Source organism: Streptomyces sp. BoleA5, from assembly GCF_000373665.1.
Taxonomy (GTDB): Bacteria; Actinomycetota; Actinomycetes; order Streptomycetales; family Streptomycetaceae; genus Actinacidiphila.
Genome location: NZ_KB892146.1, coordinates 29,534 through 46,728, shown reverse-complemented (window position 1 = coordinate 46,728; position 17,195 = coordinate 29,534). Strand labels below are relative to the sequence as shown.

Genomic DNA, 17,195 nt, shown 5'->3' with positions numbered 1-17,195 from the left:
CGCGGCGTCAGCACTCGATGACGTTGACCGCGAGCCCGCCCCGCGCCGTCTCCTTGTACTTGACCTTCATGTCGGCCCCGGTCTCCTTCATGGTCTTGATGACCTTGTCGAGGGAGACGTGGTGCCGCCCGTCCCCGCGCATCGCCATGCGCGCGGCGGTGACGGCCTTGACCGCGGCCATCCCGTTGCGCTCGATGCAGGGGATCTGGACGAGCCCGCCGACCGGGTCGCAGGTGAGGCCGAGGTTGTGCTCCATGCCGATCTCCGCGGCGTTCTCGACCTTCTCCGGGCCGCCGCCGAGGACCTCGGCGAGGCCGCCCGCGGCCATGGAGCAGGCGGAGCCGACCTCGCCCTGGCAGCCGACCTCGGCGCCGGAGATGGAGGCGTTCTCCTTGAAGAGCATGCCGATCGCGCCCGCCGCGAGCAGGAAGCGGACGACGCCGTCCTCCCTCTCCGCCTCCGACGACTGCCCGGCCACGAAGTTCACGTAGTAGTGCAGGACGGCCGGGATGATGCCGGCGGCGCCGTTGGTGGGGGCGGTGACGACGCGGCCGCCCGCGGCGTTCTCCTCGTTGACGGCCATGGCGTACAGGGTGACCCACTCCATGGCGTGCGCCGCCAGGTTGCCCTCGGCGCGCAGCTGGCGGGCGGTCGCCGAGGCGCGGCGGCGGACCTTGAGGCCGCCGGGGAGGATGCCCTCGCGGGTCAGCCCGGCCCGCACGCAGTCCTGCATGACGCGCCAGATCTCCAGCAGGCCCGTGCGGATCTCGGCCTCGGTGCGCCAGGCCTTCTCGTTCTCCAGCATCAGGCCGGAGATGGACAGCCCGGTCTCCCGGGTGAGGCGGAGCAGCTCGTCGCCGGTGCGGAAGGGGTACTTCAGCACGGTGTCGTCGAGCTTGATGCGGTCCTCGCCGACCGCGTCCTCGTCGACGACGAAGCCGCCGCCCACCGAGTAGTAGGTCTTCTCCAGCACGGGCGCGCCGGTCTCGTCGTACGCGAAGAGCGTCATGCCGTTGGCGTGGTACGGCAGCGAGCGGCGCCGGTGCAGGACCAGGTCGTCGGCGGCGGAGAACGGGATGTCGTGGGCGCCGAGCAGGCTGATGCGGCCGCTGCTGCGGATGTGCTCGACCCGCTCGTCGGCGGTGTCGACGTCGACGGTGCGGGGGGAGTGCCCCTCCAGGCCCAGCAGCACCGCCTTGGGGGTGCCGTGACCGTGGCCGGTCGCGCCGAGCGAGCCGAAGAGTTCGGCGCGCACGGAGGCGACACCCGCCAGCAGGTCGTCGTTCTTCAGCCGCTGGGCGAACATCCGCGCGGCGCGCATCGGGCCGACCGTGTGGGAGCTGGACGGGCCTATGCCGATCGAGAAGAGGTCGAAGACGGAGATGGCCACGGTGCGATGACTCCTCGGATTCGCGGACCCCGTTGTCCGCGGGCGGCCGGCGGGGTCGCCGCCGGAGTGGTACGTGGGCGGCGTGGGTGCGCCGCGCTTGCTCCAGTGTGCGGGACCGTCCTCGCGGACGGCCCCGCACACCGGGTGATGCTCGCTACTTCAGGCCGGGGTACAGCGGGTGCTTGCCGGCCAGGGCGGTGACCCGGGCGCCGAGCGCCTTGGCGGTCTCCGCGTCGAAGCCCGGCTTGAGGGCCTCGGCGATGACGTCGGCGACCTCGCGGAAGTCCTCGGTGCCGAAGCCGCGGGTGGCCAGCGCCGGGGTGCCGATGCGCAGGCCGGAGGTGACCATCGGCGGACGAGGGTCGTTCGGGACCGCGTTGCGGTTGACCGTGATCCCGATCTCGTGCAGCCGGTCCTCGGCCTGCTGCCCGTCGAGCTCGCTGTCGCGCAGGTCCACCAGGACCAGGTGGACGTCGGTGCCGCCGGACAGCACCGAGACACCGGCCGCGGTGACGTCGTCCTGCGTCAGCCGCTCCGCGAGGATCCTCGCGCCCTCCAGGGTGCGGACCTGGCGGTCCTTGAACTCCTCGCTCGCCGCCACCTTGAAGGCGACCGCCTTCGCCGCGATGACGTGCTCCAGCGGGCCGCCCTGCTGGCCGGGGAAGACCGCCGAGTTGATCTTCTTGGCGAGTTCCGCCTTGCACAGGATGACGCCGCCGCGCGGGCCGCCCAGCGTCTTGTGCGTGGTCGTGGTGACGACGTCCGCGTACGGCACGGGGGAGGGGTGCAGCCCCGCCGCCACCAGACCGGCGAAGTGCGCCATGTCGACCATCAGGTACGCGCCGACCTCGTCGGCGATCCGCCGGAAGGCCGCGAAGTCCAGCTGCCGCGGGTACGCCGACCAGCCGGCGATGATCAGCTTCGGGCGGGACTCCTTGGCCAGGCGCTCGACCTCGGCCATGTCGACCTGCCCGGTCTCGGCGTCCACGTGGTAGGCGGCCACGTTGTAGAGCTTGCCGGAGAAGTTGATCTTCATGCCGTGGGTCAGGTGCCCGCCGTGGGCGAGGTTCAGACCCAGGATCGTGTCGCCGGGGTTCAGCAGCGCGAACATCGCGGCCGCGTTGGCCTGCGCGCCCGAGTGCGGCTGGACGTTGGCGTGCTCGGCGCCGAAGAGCGCCTTGATCCGGTCGATCGCGAGCTGCTCGACGACGTCGACGTGCTCGCAACCGCCGTAGTAGCGGCGGCCGGGGTAACCCTCGGCGTACTTGTTGGTCAGCACCGAGCCCTGGGCCTGGAGCACCGCGACCGGAGCGAAGTTCTCCGAGGCGATCATCTCAAGGGTGGACTGCTGACGGTGCAGTTCGGCGTCGACGGCGGCGGCGACGTCGGGGTCGAGCTCGTGCAGTGAGCTGTTGAGAAGCGACATCAGGGGGTCATCCGTCCGGAGGTCGGAGTGGACAGGGCGCAGCGGTGGAGGTCTCGGGCGGTCAGCTGCCGGTGAAGGCGGTGTACTCGTCCGCGGAGAGCAGGTCGCCCGGCTCCTCGGAGATCTTCACCTTGAACAGCCAGCCGCCCTCGAAGGCCGCCGAGTTCACCAGCGACGGGTCGTTGACGACGTCCTCGTTGACCTCGGTGACCTCGCCGGAGACCGGGGCGTACAGGTCGCTGACCGACTTGGTCGACTCCAGCTCTCCGCAGGTCTCACCCGCGGCGACCGTGTCGCCCACCGCCGGGAGCTGGACGTAGACGACGTCGCCGAGGGCGTTGGCCGCGTGCTCGGTGATGCCCACCGAGGACACGCCGTCCGCGTCGGCGGCCGAGACCCACTCGTGCTCCTTGCTGTACCGCAGCTGCTGGGGGTTGCTCATGGCGTGAATTCTCCTGGATGACGGTATGTGCTGGTGAACGGCTGTCTTGACAGATGGGACGGCTGTACCGGATGTGACCGGGACCTCAGCGCTGCCGCTTGTAGAACGGCAGGGCCACCACCTCGTACGGCTCATGCGTACCGCGGATGTCCACGCCCACACCAAGGGCGCCCGGCGTCGCGTGCGCGGCGTCCACGTACGCCATGGCGATCGGCTTGCCCAGGGTCGGGGACGGGGCGCCGGAGGTGACCTCGCCGACCACCTCGCCGCCCGCCACGACGGGGTAGCCCGCCCGGGGGACCCGGCGGCCCTCGGCGACCAGGCCGACCAGCTTGCGCGGCGGCGTGGCCTCGGCCTTGGCGGCGGCCGCGGTCAGCGCCTCGCGCCCCACGAAGTCACCCGGCTTGTCGAACTTCACGACCCGGCCGAGGCCGGCGTCGAAGGGGGTGAGCGCGGTCGTCAGCTCGTGCCCGTACAGCGGCATGCCCGCCTCCAGGCGCAGCGTGTCCCGGCAGGACAGGCCGCAGGGCACCAGGCCGGCGTCCGCGCCCGCCTCGGTCAGCGCCTGCCACAGCTTCTCCGCGTCGGCCGGGGCGACGAAGAGCTCGAAGCCGTCCTCGCCGGTGTAGCCCGTGCGGGCGATCAGCGCGGGGACGCCGGCCACGGTGCCCGGCAGGCCCGCGTAGTACTTCAGCCCGTCCAAATCGGCGTCGGTGACCGACTTCAGGATGGCGGGGGAGTTCGGGCCCTGGACGGCGATCAGCGCGTAGGCGTCCCGGTCGTCGCGGACCACGGCGTCGAAGCCGGCGGCGCGTTCGGTGACCGCGTCGAGGACGACCTGGGCGTTGGAGGCGTTGGCGACGACCATGTACTCCTCGTCGCCGAGGCGGTAGACGATCAGGTCGTCGAGGATGCCGCCGTCGGGCGCGCAGATCATCGTGTAGCGGGCACGTCCCACGGCCAGCGCCGAGATGTGGCCGACCAGCGCGTGGTCCAGCGCCTCGCCCGCGGCCGGACCGGTGACCGTGATCTCGCCCATGTGGGACAGGTCGAAGAGACCTGCCCGGGTCCGCACGGCGGTGTGCTCGTCGCGCTCGCTGGCGTACCGCAGCGGCATGTCCCAGCCCGCGAAGTCGGTCATGGTGGCGCCGAGGGCGCGGTGCAGCGCGTCCAGTGCGGTACGGCGGGGTTCACTCATCGGGCGGGCTCCCAAGGCGAGGAAGGGACAGGTAGGGCGATGACGGGGAAGGTCCTCCCCATCTGTCATCGGAACCTGAGAGGTTCACCTGGACCCTCCGGTCGGAGGAGTCCCGGTTTGCACCTTGGGTGGGGCGGCGCCCCCGTCGCCGGGAGGGCTCGCCCGCTTTTCAGATGTGCCTCGAACGCGCGGTATCTGTGCCTGAGAGATTCAAGGGAGGACTTGCTCCTTCGGCGTCCCGCCCGCCGCAGCGGTGCGGAAGCTCTCCCGCGCGGCCTCGAACGGCCTATATGTGATTGAGGCCGCCATCATTGCACGGGCGCCCGCCGTTGTCGCGATCGAGTCCCGGATGTCCCGGTCCGGTCCCGATCCGGTTGTAACGCCGCCGTTTCTCTGGGTAGGCAAAGACACAGGATTTACCATTTCTTGAACGTCGGACCCGGAGGGCGAACTGTGCGGTGGCAGAGTGCGTATGCGACGGCCGGGGGCCCGGCCGTGTCCCGGCCGGTACCGGCGCGGGCCGGGGGGGCGCGCCGCGGGGGCCGCTCCGTGCGGCCGCGCCGGCTGCTCGATCTGCGGCGGGGGCGGCGGCCCGTGCGCACACTGCGCTATCCGCCGGGTGACGTCCTGGTCGTCTCCGGCCTTCCCGGCGGCGGCAAGAGCACCCTCATGCGGCGCGCGAAGGGCAGTGCCCGCCTGATCGACTCGCAGGACGTGAGGGAGCGCTGGCAGGCCCGGCTGCCGCGGCTGCTGCCGTACGCCCTCTACCGCCCCCTGGTGCGGATCGCGCACTATGCCGGGCTGTGGCGGGCGCTGCGCTCGGGCGACAGCGTCGTCGTGCACGACTGCGGCACCCTGCGCTGGGTGCGCGCCTGGGTCGCCCGCCAGGCGCGGCGCCGGGGGCGGGGTATGCACCTGGTGCTGCTGGACGTCCCCGTGGTGACCGCTCTGGACGGTCAGCGCGAACGCGGCAGGGGGGTGTCGGCGTACGCCATGGCCCGGCACCGCAGCGCCTCGCGCCGGCTGCTCGCCGAGGCGGAGGCCGGCCGGCTCCCCGGGGCGTGCGCCTCGGTGGTGCTGCTGGACCGCGAAGCGGCCCGGGAGCTCGAGGCCATCGACTTCGACGGCTGAGCGGCCGGGCCGCGTCGCGTGAGGGGCGGTACCGCTACTGACCCTGGAGGTCCATTTCGGCCTGCGGCGCGATCTGCGCCTCCGGCGGCAGCTGCTCTCCCTGGTCGTTCAGGGGGAGCGGCAGCGGGAGCGGAAGCGGCAGCGGCAGCGCGCCGGTGAGCAGCTTCGGCACCGCCATCAGCAGGGCCTGCAGGTCGGCGACGACGGTGGCGACACCGGCCGTCACACCCGCGAGGTCCTTGGCGACCACCTTGGCCAGCAGGTCCGTGACGTCCTGGACCAGCTTGGTGAGCGCGTTCTTGACGTCGGTGACGGCGTCCGCGGCGCTCTGGTCGCCCGGCCCGCCGACCTGGTCGATGGCGCCCTGGTCACCCGGCTGACCGAGATCGCCTGGCTCCAGGCCCGGTTGTGGCGCGCCCGGATCGAAGGCCGACGGGTCGGTGACGCCGGGAGATACCGCACCAGACTGGTCGAGGACCGAGGCCAGCTGACGGCTCGCCTCCTCCAGACCCCTGCGGAGTTCGTCCAGCTTCGCCGAGTCCGGGCTTTCGATCTGGGCTTCCTGGGTGAGCTTGGCCCCGATGGACAGCGTGTCACCCAACTTGGCGATGAGTTCGGCGTTGCCCGTCTCCGCCGCCCGGGCGGCGAGGTGCTCGACCTCGACGGCCGTGCTCCGGGTGGGGGCCTGGGCACTCGCGACACCGCCGGTGAGGCCCATCGTCAGCGCGGCGCACACGGCCGCCGCTATGAGGGTGGAGTTGATCCTGGTGATGCGCATGTCGAGATATCTCCCGTTTGAGGGTTTTCTCCTTGCTCGTCCTACCTTCGGAGCCGTAGTGACGCTTCGCAACCGGACGATAGCTATATGTGACGTATATGAGGTGCGGGGTCGCTCGCGCCCGCCGCCGGATAGGGTTTCCACGGAGCGCACCACCACGGCAAATTGCGAGGCGAGACGCAGTGAACATCCCGGGGCAGCGGATACCGGACGGCTTCGCCCCGTCGGGCCACGGTGCCGGCGGCTGGCCCGCCAACGAGCTGGAGGAAGTGCTGTCCGCGGCACTCGGTGATCCGGGTGCCACGGCCCGTGTCCTGGAGGTGCTCGGGCGTTCGCAGTTGTGGATCCCGCTGCCGAACGGCGGCGGTCCCGAGAGCACGGACCTCGACCTGCCGACCCTCGAACTCGAAGGCGGCGTCTACGTTCCGGTCTTCAGCTCCGAACAGCAGTTCCTGGCCGCCGGTTCCGGCATGGACTTCGCCGTCGCGCCCGCCCGTGAGTTCGCCCGCGGGCTGCCCCCGCAGCTCGGGATCGCCGTGAACCCCGGGGGCGCGGTGGGTCTTCCGCTGCCGCCCGCCGCGGTGATGGAGCTGTGCCGCACCGACCGCGAGCCCGGCACCCCGAGCGGCGCCCGGGTCCGGCTGTGGGAGCCCTCGCCGCACGAGGAGCCGGTCGACTTCCTGGCCGCCGCGGCGGGCGAGTTCGCCGTCACCCCCGTCGTGCTCTCCGCCCGCCGCGCCCTGGCCAGCGTCGAGGGCGACCCCGCCACGCTCTTCGTCGGCGTCGAACTCGACCGCTGGCAGGAGGAGGACCGGGCCGCCGCCATGGCCGCCCTCGGGCGCGCGCTCGGCGCCGTACCGCTTCCCTGGCAGGTCAATCTGGTGCTGCTGGACGTCGCACAGGACCCCATCGGCGACTGGATGCTGGAGCGCGTGCGACCCTTCTATGTCGGCACGGGCGCATAACCTGGGTCCGGCACGACACCCGAGGCATTCGGCGAAGCAGACGACGCGGACAAGGCAGACGCGGAAGGGCGGGACACGTGAGCGCCGGCGTGGGAGGGGGCGGGGGGCTGGAGCATGCGCTCCGGCAGGTGACGCCCGGTAGGTACGACGCCTACGAGGAGGTGCTGCGGGCCCTCGCCGACAGCCAGGTGTGGATGCTGCTCTGGCAGGGCACCCCCGGCGGGGCGGACGCGCAGTACGGCAACATGGAGGTCGCCGGCCACGGCTATGCGCCCTGCGTGACCTCGCCGCAGGAGTTCACCGCCTGTGGCTGGAACCGGGCCCACGAGGTGGTGTCCGGTCGCGAGATCGCGGCCTCGCTCTTCCCCGACCGCTGGGGCCTGTGGCTCAATCCGCACGCCCCCGGCGGCGGCATCGGCATCCCCTGGCTCGACCTGCGCCGCGTCTGCCTCGGCCTCGACCGGTCCCCGGCCGGACCGCTGCGGATCGGCGAGCCCGCGCTCCAGATCCCCCAGTACTACGCCCTGTTGACCCAGCAGGCCCATCGCAACCCGGCCGTCCGCTCGCTGCGGCGCGCCTGGGTGCAGCCCGCGCTGGGCGAGCCGTACCTGGCGATCGGCGTCGACCTCTACGAGGCCGGGCCGCAGGCCGTGGAGACGGTGCGCCTGATGATGCAGTCCGCCCTCGGCGCGGTGCCGCAGGGGCTGCCGGTCGCCACGGTCGCGCTCAACGACGAGTACGACCCGGTCGGCATGTGGATGCGGGCCTCGGCGCAGCCCTTCTACTCCCGCGACGCCCACGGCGCGCCGGGTGCGCCGGGCGTGCCCGGGGCGACGTACGGCTGGGCCCCGCAGCCCTACTGAGGCCTGCGGGGGGAGTTCCGGGTGCCGTGGCGCCGGTGTGTGGGCCGGTGCGGGTCCGTTGCGCCTGCGGCCGGCTTTTCCCGCCCGCCCGTGCGGCACCGTCCGCGGGTGCGGGTGACCCCCGTGGGTGGTGCCGGCGCGTCGGCGGCTGCGGCCGGTTCCCGCCCCGCGATCACGCAGCGCGGGCGGTAACCGGCGGGAGGGTGGGAGACAGCCCGCCGCAGGTGCGGCGGATCCGCACTCGTCCACGCACCGCGGCGAGGGCCCCGCGAGGGGCCGCCCGTCACAGGACCGCGTCGATGAGCCCCAGCGGCGGGCTCCCCAACTCCAGCAGCGCCCCGTGGAACCGCTGCAGCGAGAACTCCTGCCCCCAGGCGTCCCGGGCGCGCTCGCGCAGCCGCATGATCTCCAACTTGCCCCAGGTGTAGCGGCCGTACGCCGCGTCGAAGGTGCCGCGCCGGGCCTCGGAGGCGGCACCGGCCCGTGCGAGGTGGGCGTCCCGCATGAACCGCTGCGTCGCCTCCTCCAGCGTCATCGCCCCTGTGTGCAGCCCGATCGCGCACGCGAGCCGGGTGACGCGTACGAGCGCCTCCAGGGACACGCCGATCGCGAAGCGGGGGTCACGGGAGCGGAAGCCCTCCTCGAGGCAGACCTCCTCGACGTAGTGCGCCCAGCCCTCGCAGAAGGACAGCGAGTGCAGGACACGCCGTACCTGTGTGGGTGCGTGCCGCAGTGCCCTTCCGTGGGCGAAATGGCCGGGCGCCACCTCGTGGACGGTGATGGCCGGCAGGCTCGTGCGGCTGAAGACCGAGAGCCACTCCTCGCGCTCCTCCTCCGGCCAGTCCGGCTCCGGCGGGGTGACGTGGTACCAGGAGGCGGAGTCGGCCTCCTCCGGTGCGGCCCAGGTCATCATCGCCATGGACCAGCGGCGCGACGGCGGCGCCGGACCCACGAGGCAGTCGCCGTCGAGCCAGGGCACGAGCCCCCGCCGGCGGGTGAAGTCGATGACCTCCTCGGTGAGCCGGGCCGCCTCGGGGATGACCCCGTCGGCGTCCGGGTGGTCGGCCAGCAGCCGCGGGATGAGCTCGTCCACGGTGGCCTTCGGGTCCAGCCGTCCGCAGGACTCGGTCAGGAGCGCGGTCAGCCGGTCCCGTTCGCGCTCGGCTTCGTCGGCGAGCGCCGACAGGTCCACGCGCAGACCTTCCTGACTGCCCATCAGCAGTGCGAGCGCCTCCCCGCCGAGCCGGGGGTCGGGGTCGCCGGTCTCGGCGGCGCGGGCGATGTGGTCGACCAGGCGGGCGTGCGCGGCGAGCGCGGGACCCGCTTCCGGCTCGGTCTCCGGGTCGAGGTCGGCGGCGAGACCGCGGACCGCCCCGAGGAGTGCCCCGGCGACCGGCGCGCTCACCCTGTCGAGCGATGCGATGGCCGCGTCGACGGCGTCCGGCCACTGCTGGAGGTGGCGTCTGCGGGCCTCGGAGAGTTCCTCGCGGGGTGCGTACTCGCGGTCGTAGGCGGTGAGTTCAAGGTTGGACAAATGCGGATACGGGTCGCGGCGGTGCAGCTCAAGCTCGCCGTACTGGACCTTGAGGGTGTCCTCGAAGACCGAAAGGTGCCGTTCGTCGTGAGGGTCGGGAAGGGCCGGTTCGCGGAGCCGGGCGTGGGCGAGCGAGGACAGTCCGCGGCGGACGCCGTCGGGCGACAGGTCCTGCACCTGGCCGTCGTACTCGTGGAGTCCCGCCATCTCCCTGACCACCGGGACCATCAGGTCGCACACGGAGCGAAGCCGATCATTCATGGCATCGAAGGTAGCGACTTCCGTTGCCCCGCGGCGATCTGTCAACGCGCGTAACACTGCGGTAATAACGGACGAAGGTTCACCACATCACGGTTGCGCATCGCTTCCCTGCGGGGTCTGGCGCGTGATCCAAGCCCCATGAAGACTCGCGCACCAAGGCGCTTCCTACGTCGCCTTAACGATTCATCACAAGCCAAACACACAGCCCAGCGCCACCGCACCACCATCAAGAGCTGCGCCCGACATGGTCGGTCCGCTCCGTCGACCCGGGCGGACGGCCAGGCGAAGCCGGCCACCGCCGGCAGGGGGATGCACGAGGAGACATGACAGCACCGCTGCACGACACCGCTGAGACGACCGTCGCCGACGTCACCGCCGACATACCCGCGAAGGCGATCGAGGGGCGTTCGCCCGGGCGCATCGCATGGATGCGCCTCAAGCGCGACAAGGTGGCGCTGGCGGGCGGCGTGATCGTCGTCTTCCTCATCCTGGTCGCGATCTTCGCCCCCCTCATCGTCAGCGTCCTCGGTCACCCGCCGAACGACTTCCACGAGGACAAGATCGACCCGCTCTTCGGCACCCCCACCGGCAAGTGGGGCGGCATCAGCGGGGATTACCTCTTCGGCGTGGAGCCGGTCAACGGCCGCGACGTCTTCAGCCGCATCGTCTACGGCACGCGGATCTCCCTGCTGGTGGCCTTCCTGTCGGCGATCGTCGCGGTCGTCCTCGGCACCTTCTTCGGCATCATGGCCGGTTACTTCGGCGGCTGGGTCGACGCCGCCATCGGCCGTGTCATGGACGTCCTCCTGGCCTTCCCCCAGCTGCTCTTCATCATGTCCCTGGTCTCGGTCATGCCGAACTCGCTGCTGGGCTTCAGCGGCACCGGCGTGCGCATGGGCGTCCTGGTGGTCGTGATCGGGTTCTTCGGCTGGCCCTACGTCGGGCGCATCGTCCGCGGCCAGACGCTGAGCCTGAGGGAACGCGAGTACGTCGACGCGGCCCGCAGCCTCGGTGCCGGCCGCGGCTACATCCTCTTCCGGGAACTGCTGCCCAACCTCGTCGCCCCGATCACCGTCTACGCGACGCTGATGATCCCGACGAACATCCTCACCGAGGCCGCCCTGAGCTTCCTCGGGGTCGGCGTGAAGCCGCCCACCTCGTCGTGGGGACAGATGCTCTTCAAGGCGCTGTCCTTCTACGAGACGGACCCGATCTTCATGCTGATCCCGGGTCTGGCCATCTTCATCACCGTGCTCGCCTTCAACCTCTTCGGTGACGGCGTACGGGATGCGCTGGACCCGAAGGGCTCCCGCTAGCCCTCGCACACCGCCCCTGCCATTCCCGTCAGGTGGCTTCTCACCGAGAAGGACCGCAGGTCCGCGGAAAGTCGCGGACCGCGAATCACGGAGGTTACGAAAAAGTGACATCCCCACGCTCATCGAGGCGCAGGCTGGCCGCAGGGACGGCCGTCGTGGTCGTCGCGCTGCTGTCCACCGCCGCTTGCGGCGGAGGCGGCGGTGGCAAGTCCGACGGCAACGCCAAGGCCCCCGGATTCAACGCCGCCGTCAACAAGGTGGCGAACGCGTCCGACAAGAAGGGCGGCACGCTCAAGTTCATCGGCACGCAGGACGCCGACTCCTGGGACCCGCAGCGCGGTTACTACGGCTTCATGTGGGACTTCGCGCGGTACTACACGCGCCAGCTGGTCTCCTTCACCCCGGAGCCGGGTCTCGCCAGCACCACGCTGAAGCCGGACCTCGCGACCGGCCTCGCGAAGGTCGAGGACGGCGGCAAGACCTACACGTACACCCTGAAGGACGGCCTGAAGTGGGAGGACGGCTCCCCGCTGACCTCCAAGGACGTCAAGTACGGCATCGAGCGCATCTGGGCGCAGGACGTCATCTCCGGTGGCCCGATCTACCTGCAGCAGGTGCTCGACCCCAAGGGTGAGTACAAGGGCCCGTACAAGGACACCTCGGCCGACAAGCTCGGCCTGAAGTCCATCGAGACCCCGGACGACAAGACCATCGTCTTCCGCCTGCCGAAGCCCAACAGCGACTTCGAGCAGATGCTGGCGATGCCGTCCGGCTCCCCGGTCCCGGCGGCCAAGGACACCGGCGCGAAGTACGGCCTCAAGCCGTTCTCCAGCGGCCCGTACAAGTTCCAGTCGTACACGCCGAACAAGTCGATGGTGCTGGTCCGCAACACCAACTGGAGCGCGTCCACCGACGACCTCCGCAAGGCGCTGCCGGACAAGATCACGGTCACCCTGACCACCAACGCCGACGACATGGACAAGCGCCTGATCAACGGCGACTACGACCTGGACCTCAACGCCACCGGCGTCGGCCAGGCCGCGCGCGCCGAGGTGCTCGGCAAGAACAAGGCCAACGCCGACAACCCGGACACCGGCTTCATCCGCTACGCGGTCTTCCCGACCACGGTCAAGCCGATGGACAACATCCACTGCCGCAAGGCGGTCATCCTCGCCGCCGACCACAAGTCGCTGCAGACCGCCCGCGGCGGCCCGCAGGCCGGTGGCGCGATCGCCCCGAACATGCTCCCGCTGGGCATCAAGGGCGCCGACGGCAAGTACGACCCGTACAACGTCCTGAAGGACACCACGGGCAACGTCGAAGAGGCCAAGAAGGAGCTCAAGGCCTGCGGCCAGCCCAACGGCTTCAAGACCACGATCGCGGTCCGCAACAACAAGCCGATCGAGATCGCCACGGCCGAGTCGCTGCAGGAGTCGCTGAAGAAGGTCGGCATCACCACCGAGCTCGACGAGTTCGACGGTGCGCAGACCTCCGGCATCATCGGTGCCCCGAAGACGGTCAAGTCCAAGGGCTACGGCATCATCATCATGGGCTGGGGCGCCGACTTCCCGTCGGGCCAGGGCTTCCTGCAGCCGCTGGTCGACAGCCGGTTCATCCTTGAGAGCGGCAACAACAACTTCGCCGAGATCAAGGACAAGGCCATCGACGGCCTGTTCGACCAGGCGCTGCAGCAGACCGACGCGAACGCTGCGGCCGAGATCTACAAGCAGATCAACCAGAAGGTCTCCGAGGGCGCGTACTACCTGCCCTTCACCTTCGAGAAGAACATCATCTGGCGCAGCTCGCGCCTGACCAACGTCTACACGGCCGACGCGTACAACGGCCGCTACGACTACGCCTCGCTGGGCGTGCAGTAACAACTCTCGAATCGATCGAGTGCCACACCCGCTAGGCACGAAGGGCAGGTGATGGCCGCGTGCGGCGGCCCGGGGAACCCCCCGGGCCGCCGCCGGGCCGAGCACAGTGCTTGCATACATCATCCGGCGACTGTTCGCTGTCGTCGTCATGTTGCTGGTCATCACATTGGTGACCTTCGGGATCTTCTTCCTGATCCCCAAATGGGTCGGTGTCGACCCCGCCACCTACTTCATCGGGAAGCAGGCGGACCCGGCCTCGCTTGAGGGCATTCGGAAGAAGATGGGCCTCGACGACCCCATCCTCGTGCAGTTCGGCAAGTTCCTGTGGGGGCTGGTCGCCGGGCGTGACTACGCCAACGGCACGGACGTCACCCACTGCTCCGCCCCCTGCTTCGGCTACTCCTTCCGCAACGAGCAGGCGATCTGGCCGGTCCTGACCGACCGTCTTCCCGTGACGATGCAGCTGGCCGCCGGCGCCTGCGTCATCTGGGTCATCGTCGGTGTCGGCACCGGTGTCGTCTCCGCTCTCAAGCGCGGCTCGGCGCTCGACCGCTCCCTGATGACGGTCGCGCTCGCCGGCGTCTCGCTCCCCATCTACTTCACCGGCATGATCGCCCTGGCGGTGGTCGTCTACGGCCTGGGATGGATCGACGGCCAATATGTGCCGTTCGGTGAATCGGCCTCCGGCTGGTTCGGCGGCATGCTGCTGCCATGGGTCACACTCGCCTTCCTCTACGCGGCCATGTACGCCCGGATGACCCGGGCCACCATGCTCGAGATCATGGGCGAGGACTACATCCGCACCGCGCGGGCCAAGGGCCTGCGTGAGCCGGTCGTCATCGGCAAGCACGCCATGCGCTCGACCATGACGCCGGTGCTGACCATCCTCGGCATGGACCTCGGCGCCCTCGTCGGCGGCGCGATCCTCACCGAGACGACGTTCAGCCTGCCCGGCATCGGCCAGGCGGCGGTGAAGGCGATCTCGGACAAGGACTTCCCGCTGATCCTCGGCGTCACGCTGATCGCGGCCGTCGCCGTGGTGGTGGCGAACCTTCTCGTAGACCTGCTGTACGCCGTCGTCGACCCGCGCGTGAGGCTGTCATGACCGACCTCCCCATCCAGAAGTCCGGCACCGGGGCGGATTCCGCCCCGAACGAGCCGGTGGCCGGGAAGGCGCAGCCCACGGCGTTCCTGGAGGTCCGCGACCTCAAGGTGCACTTCCCGACCGACGACGGCCTGGTGAAGTCCGTCGACGGCCTCTCCTTCCAGCTGGAGAAGGGCAAGACCCTCGGCATCGTCGGCGAGTCCGGCTCCGGCAAGTCCGTCACGTCGCTGGCGATCATGGGTCTGCACCGGGCAGGCCAGTACGGCCGCAGCAAGGCCCGGATGTCCGGCGAGATCTGGCTCGAGGGCAGGGAACTGATCTCGGCCGACCCGGACGAGGTCCGGAGGCTGCGCGGCAAGGACGTCGCGATGATCTTCCAGGACCCGCTGTCGGCGATGCACCCCTACTTCACCGTCGGCGCGCAGATCGTCGAGGCGTACCGGGTGCACCACGACGTCTCCAAGGCCGTGGCCCGCAAGCGCGCGATCGAGATGCTCGACCGCGTCGGCATCCCGCAGCCCGACAAGCGCGTCGACGACTACCCGCACCAGTTCTCCGGCGGCATGCGGCAGCGCGCCATGATCGCCATGGCGCTGTCCAACAACCCCGACCTGCTCATCGCGGACGAGCCGACCACCGCGCTCGACGTGACCGTGCAGGCGCAGATCCTGGACCTGATCCGGGACCTGCAGAAGGAGTTCGGCTCCGCGGTCATCATCATCACCCACGACCTCGGCGTCGTCGCCGAGCTCGCGGACGACATCCTGGTGATGTACGGCGGTCGCTGCGTGGAGCGCGGGCCGGCCGAGAAGGTCTTCTACGAGCCGCAGCACCCCTACACCTGGGGCCTGCTGGGCTCGATGCCCCGCCTGGACCGTGAGCGCACCGAACGGCTCAACCCGGTCAAGGGCTCCCCGCCGAGCCTGATCAACGTGCCGTCCGGCTGCGCCTTCCACCCGCGCTGCCCGTACGCGGAGCTCACCGGCGGCGCGAGCACCACCGTCGTTCCGGAACTGCGCGAGGTCGGCAGCCGGCACCACGCCGCCTGCCACCTGGGCGCGGCGGACCGGGAGCGCATCTGGACCGAAGAGATTGCGCCGAAGCTGTGAAAGGCCAGGAGATGACGATCCCCCAGCAGTCGACCGCCGACGGGTCGGATGCGCTGCTCAAGGTGAGCGGCCTGGTCAAGCACTTCCCGATCACCAAGGGCCTGCTGCGCCGTCAGGTCGGCGCGGTCAAGGCCGTCGACGGCATCGACTTCCACGTCAACCCGGGGGAGACCCTCGGCGTGGTCGGCGAGTCCGGGTGCGGCAAGTCCACCATGGGCCGGCTGATCACCCGGCTGCTCGAACCGACCGGCGGGAAGATCGAGTTCGAGGGCCGGGACATCACGCACCTGGGCACCGCGGGCATGCGCCCGCTCCGCCGCGACGTGCAGATGATCTTCCAGGACCCGTACTCCTCCCTCAACCCGCGGCACACCGTCGGCACCATCGTCGGCGCGCCGTTCCGGCTGCAGAAGGTGCAGACGGAGAACGGGGTGAAGCGGGAGGTCCAGAACCTCCTGGAGCTGGTCGGCCTCAACCCCGAGCACTACAACCGCTACCCGCACGAGTTCTCCGGCGGCCAGCGGCAGCGCATCGGCATCGCCCGCGCGCTGGCGCTCAAGCCCAAGCTCGTGGTCGCGGACGAGCCGGTGTCGGCGCTCGACGTCTCCATCCAGGCCCAGGTGGTCAACCTCCTGGACGACCTGCAGAGCGAGCTCGGCCTGACCTACGTGATCATCGCGCACGACCTGTCGGTCATCCGGCACGTGTCGGACCGCATCGCGGTCATGTACCTCGGCAAGATCGTCGAGGTCGCCGACCGCGAGGACCTGTACACCAAGCCGATGCACCCGTACACCAACGCGCTGCTTTCCGCGGTGCCGGTGCCGGACCCCAAGCGGCGCGCCAAGCGCGAGCGGATCCTGCTGACCGGCGACGTCCCGTCGCCGATCTCCCCGCCGTCCGGCTGCCGCTTCCACACCCGCTGCTGGAAGGCGACCGAGGTCTGCAAGGCCACGGAGCCCCCGCTGGTCACCCTGGCCACCGGACACGAGGTCGCCTGCCACCACCCGGAGAACACCGGTGACTCGGGCGACTCCGGCGGCGGTACGGCCGGGAAGACGGCCGAAAAGGCATAACCCCGGCCCCCGGCACAATGGGACCGGTGCAAACCGAACTGTTCAGCCACTCCGTCCAGCACGTGCTCGACCTCGTCGGAATCTTCGTCTTCGCGATCTCCGGCGCGCTGCTCGCCGTACGCAAGAACTACGACGTCTTCGGCATGGCGGTGCTCGCCGAGGTCACCGCGCTGGGCGGAGGGCTGATCAGGGATCTGATCATCGGAGCGGTCCCACCGGCCGCCTTCACCGACCTCGGGTACTTCCTCACCCCGCTGATCGCCACCACGGTGGTGTTCTTCCTGCACCCCCAGGTCGAGCGGATCAACACCACCATCAACGTCTTCGACGCCGCCGGCCTCGGCCTCTTCTGCGTCGCCGGCACCACCAAGGCCTACGACTACGGCCTCAACCTCACCGCCTCGGCCACTCTCGGCCTCGCCACCGCCGTCGGCGGGGGCGTGCTGCGCGACCTGCTCGGCAACGAGGTCCCCTCCCTGCTGCGCTGGGACCGCGACCTGTACGCGGTACCGGCCATCGTGGGGGCCACCGTCGTGGTGGCGCTCATCAAGTTCCAGGCCCTGACCCCCGCCACCGGGGTGCTCGCCGTCGTCAGCGCCTTCGCCCTCAGACTGCTGGCCATGCGCTACCACTGGCGCGCGCCCCGCGCCTGGCACCGGCGCACCACCGCGGCGGAGGAACTCCACCGGTAGCGGGGCACCGCCCCGGGAGGGCGGGCCTCGGT

General features: G+C 70.5%; 15 protein-coding genes and 2 riboswitches. Of the genes, 9 read left to right on the top strand and 6 right to left on the bottom strand.

Features of this window, described 5'->3' with window-relative positions; all coding sequences use genetic code 11:
• Positions 1-7 precede the first annotated feature (7 nt).
• The 4 genes from B085_RS0135930 to gcvT form a co-directional block, all read right to left on the bottom strand.
• A complete protein-coding gene (locus B085_RS0135930; RefSeq protein ID WP_018563433.1) occupies positions 8-1,390 on the bottom strand; it encodes an L-serine ammonia-lyase in 1,383 nt (460 codons plus the stop codon).
• A gap of 154 nt (positions 1,391-1,544) precedes the next feature.
• Positions 1,545-2,816 carry a serine hydroxymethyltransferase gene (gene glyA / locus B085_RS0135925; RefSeq protein WP_018563432.1) on the bottom strand — a complete coding sequence of 424 codons (1,272 nt, stop codon included), beginning with the start codon at positions 2,814-2,816 and terminating at the stop codon, positions 1,545-1,547.
• 61 nt (positions 2,817-2,877) lie between these two features.
• A complete protein-coding gene (gcvH, locus tag B085_RS0135920) occupies positions 2,878-3,258 on the bottom strand; it encodes a glycine cleavage system protein GcvH (RefSeq protein WP_018563431.1) in 381 nt (126 codons plus the stop codon).
• A gap of 85 nt (positions 3,259-3,343) precedes the next feature.
• A complete protein-coding gene (gcvT, locus tag B085_RS0135915) occupies positions 3,344-4,456 on the bottom strand; it encodes a glycine cleavage system aminomethyltransferase GcvT (RefSeq protein ID WP_018563430.1) in 1,113 nt (370 codons plus the stop codon).
• Positions 4,457-4,511: 55 nt separating this feature from the next.
• A riboswitch (glycine riboswitch) is annotated at positions 4,512-4,634 on the bottom strand.
• 1 nt (position 4,635) lies between these two features.
• A riboswitch (glycine riboswitch) is annotated at positions 4,636-4,736 on the bottom strand.
• A gap of 173 nt (positions 4,737-4,909) precedes the next feature.
• Here gcvT and B085_RS0135910 point away from each other — a divergent pair.
• Entirely contained in the window at positions 4,910-5,587 is a 678-nt protein-coding gene (locus B085_RS0135910; RefSeq protein ID WP_018563429.1) for an AAA family ATPase, read from the top strand.
• 34 nt (positions 5,588-5,621) lie between these two features.
• Here the strand turns inward: B085_RS0135910 and B085_RS0135905 are convergent, their stop codons facing one another.
• On the bottom strand, positions 5,622-6,365 hold the full coding sequence (locus B085_RS0135905; RefSeq protein WP_018563428.1) for a hypothetical protein: 744 nt from the start codon (positions 6,363-6,365) through the stop codon (positions 5,622-5,624).
• Positions 6,366-6,547: 182 nt separating this feature from the next.
• On the opposite strand from B085_RS0135905, the gene B085_RS0135900 reads away from it, so the two are divergent.
• Positions 6,548-7,330 carry an enhanced serine sensitivity protein SseB gene (locus B085_RS0135900; RefSeq protein WP_018563427.1) on the top strand — a complete coding sequence of 261 codons (783 nt, stop codon included), beginning with the start codon at positions 6,548-6,550 and terminating at the stop codon, positions 7,328-7,330.
• Positions 7,331-7,407: 77 nt separating this feature from the next.
• Complete coding sequence (locus B085_RS0135895; protein WP_018563426.1) at positions 7,408-8,193, top strand: enhanced serine sensitivity protein SseB C-terminal domain-containing protein; 786 nt, start codon at positions 7,408-7,410, stop codon at positions 8,191-8,193.
• A 283-nt stretch (positions 8,194-8,476) separates the two neighbouring features.
• On the opposite strand, the gene B085_RS0135890 is transcribed toward B085_RS0135895, so the two are convergent.
• A complete protein-coding gene (locus B085_RS0135890; protein ID WP_026251796.1) occupies positions 8,477-9,988 on the bottom strand; it encodes a DUF885 family protein in 1,512 nt (503 codons plus the stop codon).
• A gap of 323 nt (positions 9,989-10,311) precedes the next feature.
• Between B085_RS0135890 and B085_RS0135885 the strand changes: the two genes are divergently transcribed.
• From B085_RS0135885 to B085_RS0135860, 6 genes are all read left to right on the top strand, one after another.
• On the top strand, positions 10,312-11,304 hold the full coding sequence (locus B085_RS0135885; protein WP_018563424.1) for an ABC transporter permease: 993 nt from the start codon (positions 10,312-10,314) through the stop codon (positions 11,302-11,304).
• A gap of 104 nt (positions 11,305-11,408) precedes the next feature.
• Complete coding sequence (locus tag B085_RS0135880) at positions 11,409-13,181, top strand: ABC transporter substrate-binding protein (protein WP_037733159.1); 1,773 nt, start codon at positions 11,409-11,411, stop codon at positions 13,179-13,181.
• 106 nt (positions 13,182-13,287) lie between these two features.
• Positions 13,288-14,286 (top strand): ABC transporter permease, encoded by a 999-nt coding sequence (locus tag B085_RS0135875; protein WP_018563422.1) that lies wholly within the window; start codon positions 13,288-13,290, stop codon positions 14,284-14,286.
• The gene (locus B085_RS0135870) at positions 14,283-15,395 is read left to right on the top strand and encodes an ABC transporter ATP-binding protein (RefSeq protein WP_018563421.1); all 1,113 of its coding nucleotides are present in this window, start codon (positions 14,283-14,285) and stop codon (positions 15,393-15,395) included. Before B085_RS0135875 ends, B085_RS0135870 begins: the two co-directional genes overlap by 4 nt.
• Before the next feature lie 11 nt (positions 15,396-15,406).
• Positions 15,407-16,471: an ABC transporter ATP-binding protein gene (locus B085_RS0135865; protein ID WP_018563420.1), complete on the top strand. Its 1,065-nt coding sequence runs from the start codon at positions 15,407-15,409 to the stop codon at positions 16,469-16,471.
• A 26-nt stretch (positions 16,472-16,497) separates the two neighbouring features.
• Entirely contained in the window at positions 16,498-17,163 is a 666-nt protein-coding gene (locus B085_RS0135860; RefSeq protein WP_086020780.1) for a trimeric intracellular cation channel family protein, read from the top strand.
• The last annotated feature ends 32 nt before the right edge of the window (positions 17,164-17,195 follow it).

Excerpts from the sequence above, each read along its gene's own strand:
- glyA (WP_018563432.1), bottom strand. The coding sequence starts at position 2,816 with ATGTCGCTTCTCAACAGCTCACTGCACGAGCTCGACCCCGACGTCGCC.
- gcvH (WP_018563431.1), bottom strand. The coding sequence starts at position 3,258 with ATGAGCAACCCCCAGCAGCTGCGGTACAGCAAGGAGCACGAGTGGGTC.
- gcvT (WP_018563430.1), bottom strand. The coding sequence starts at position 4,456 with ATGAGTGAACCCCGCCGTACCGCACTGGACGCGCTGCACCGCGCCCTC.
- B085_RS0135905 (WP_018563428.1), bottom strand. The coding sequence starts at position 6,365 with ATGCGCATCACCAGGATCAACTCCACCCTCATAGCGGCGGCCGTGTGC.
- B085_RS0135890 (WP_026251796.1), bottom strand. The coding sequence starts at position 9,988 with ATGAATGATCGGCTTCGCTCCGTGTGCGACCTGATGGTCCCGGTGGTC.
- B085_RS0135885 (WP_018563424.1), top strand. The coding sequence starts at position 10,312 with ATGACAGCACCGCTGCACGACACCGCTGAGACGACCGTCGCCGACGTC.
- B085_RS0135870 (WP_018563421.1), top strand. The coding sequence starts at position 14,283 with ATGACCGACCTCCCCATCCAGAAGTCCGGCACCGGGGCGGATTCCGCC.
- B085_RS0135865 (WP_018563420.1), top strand. The coding sequence starts at position 15,407 with ATGACGATCCCCCAGCAGTCGACCGCCGACGGGTCGGATGCGCTGCTC.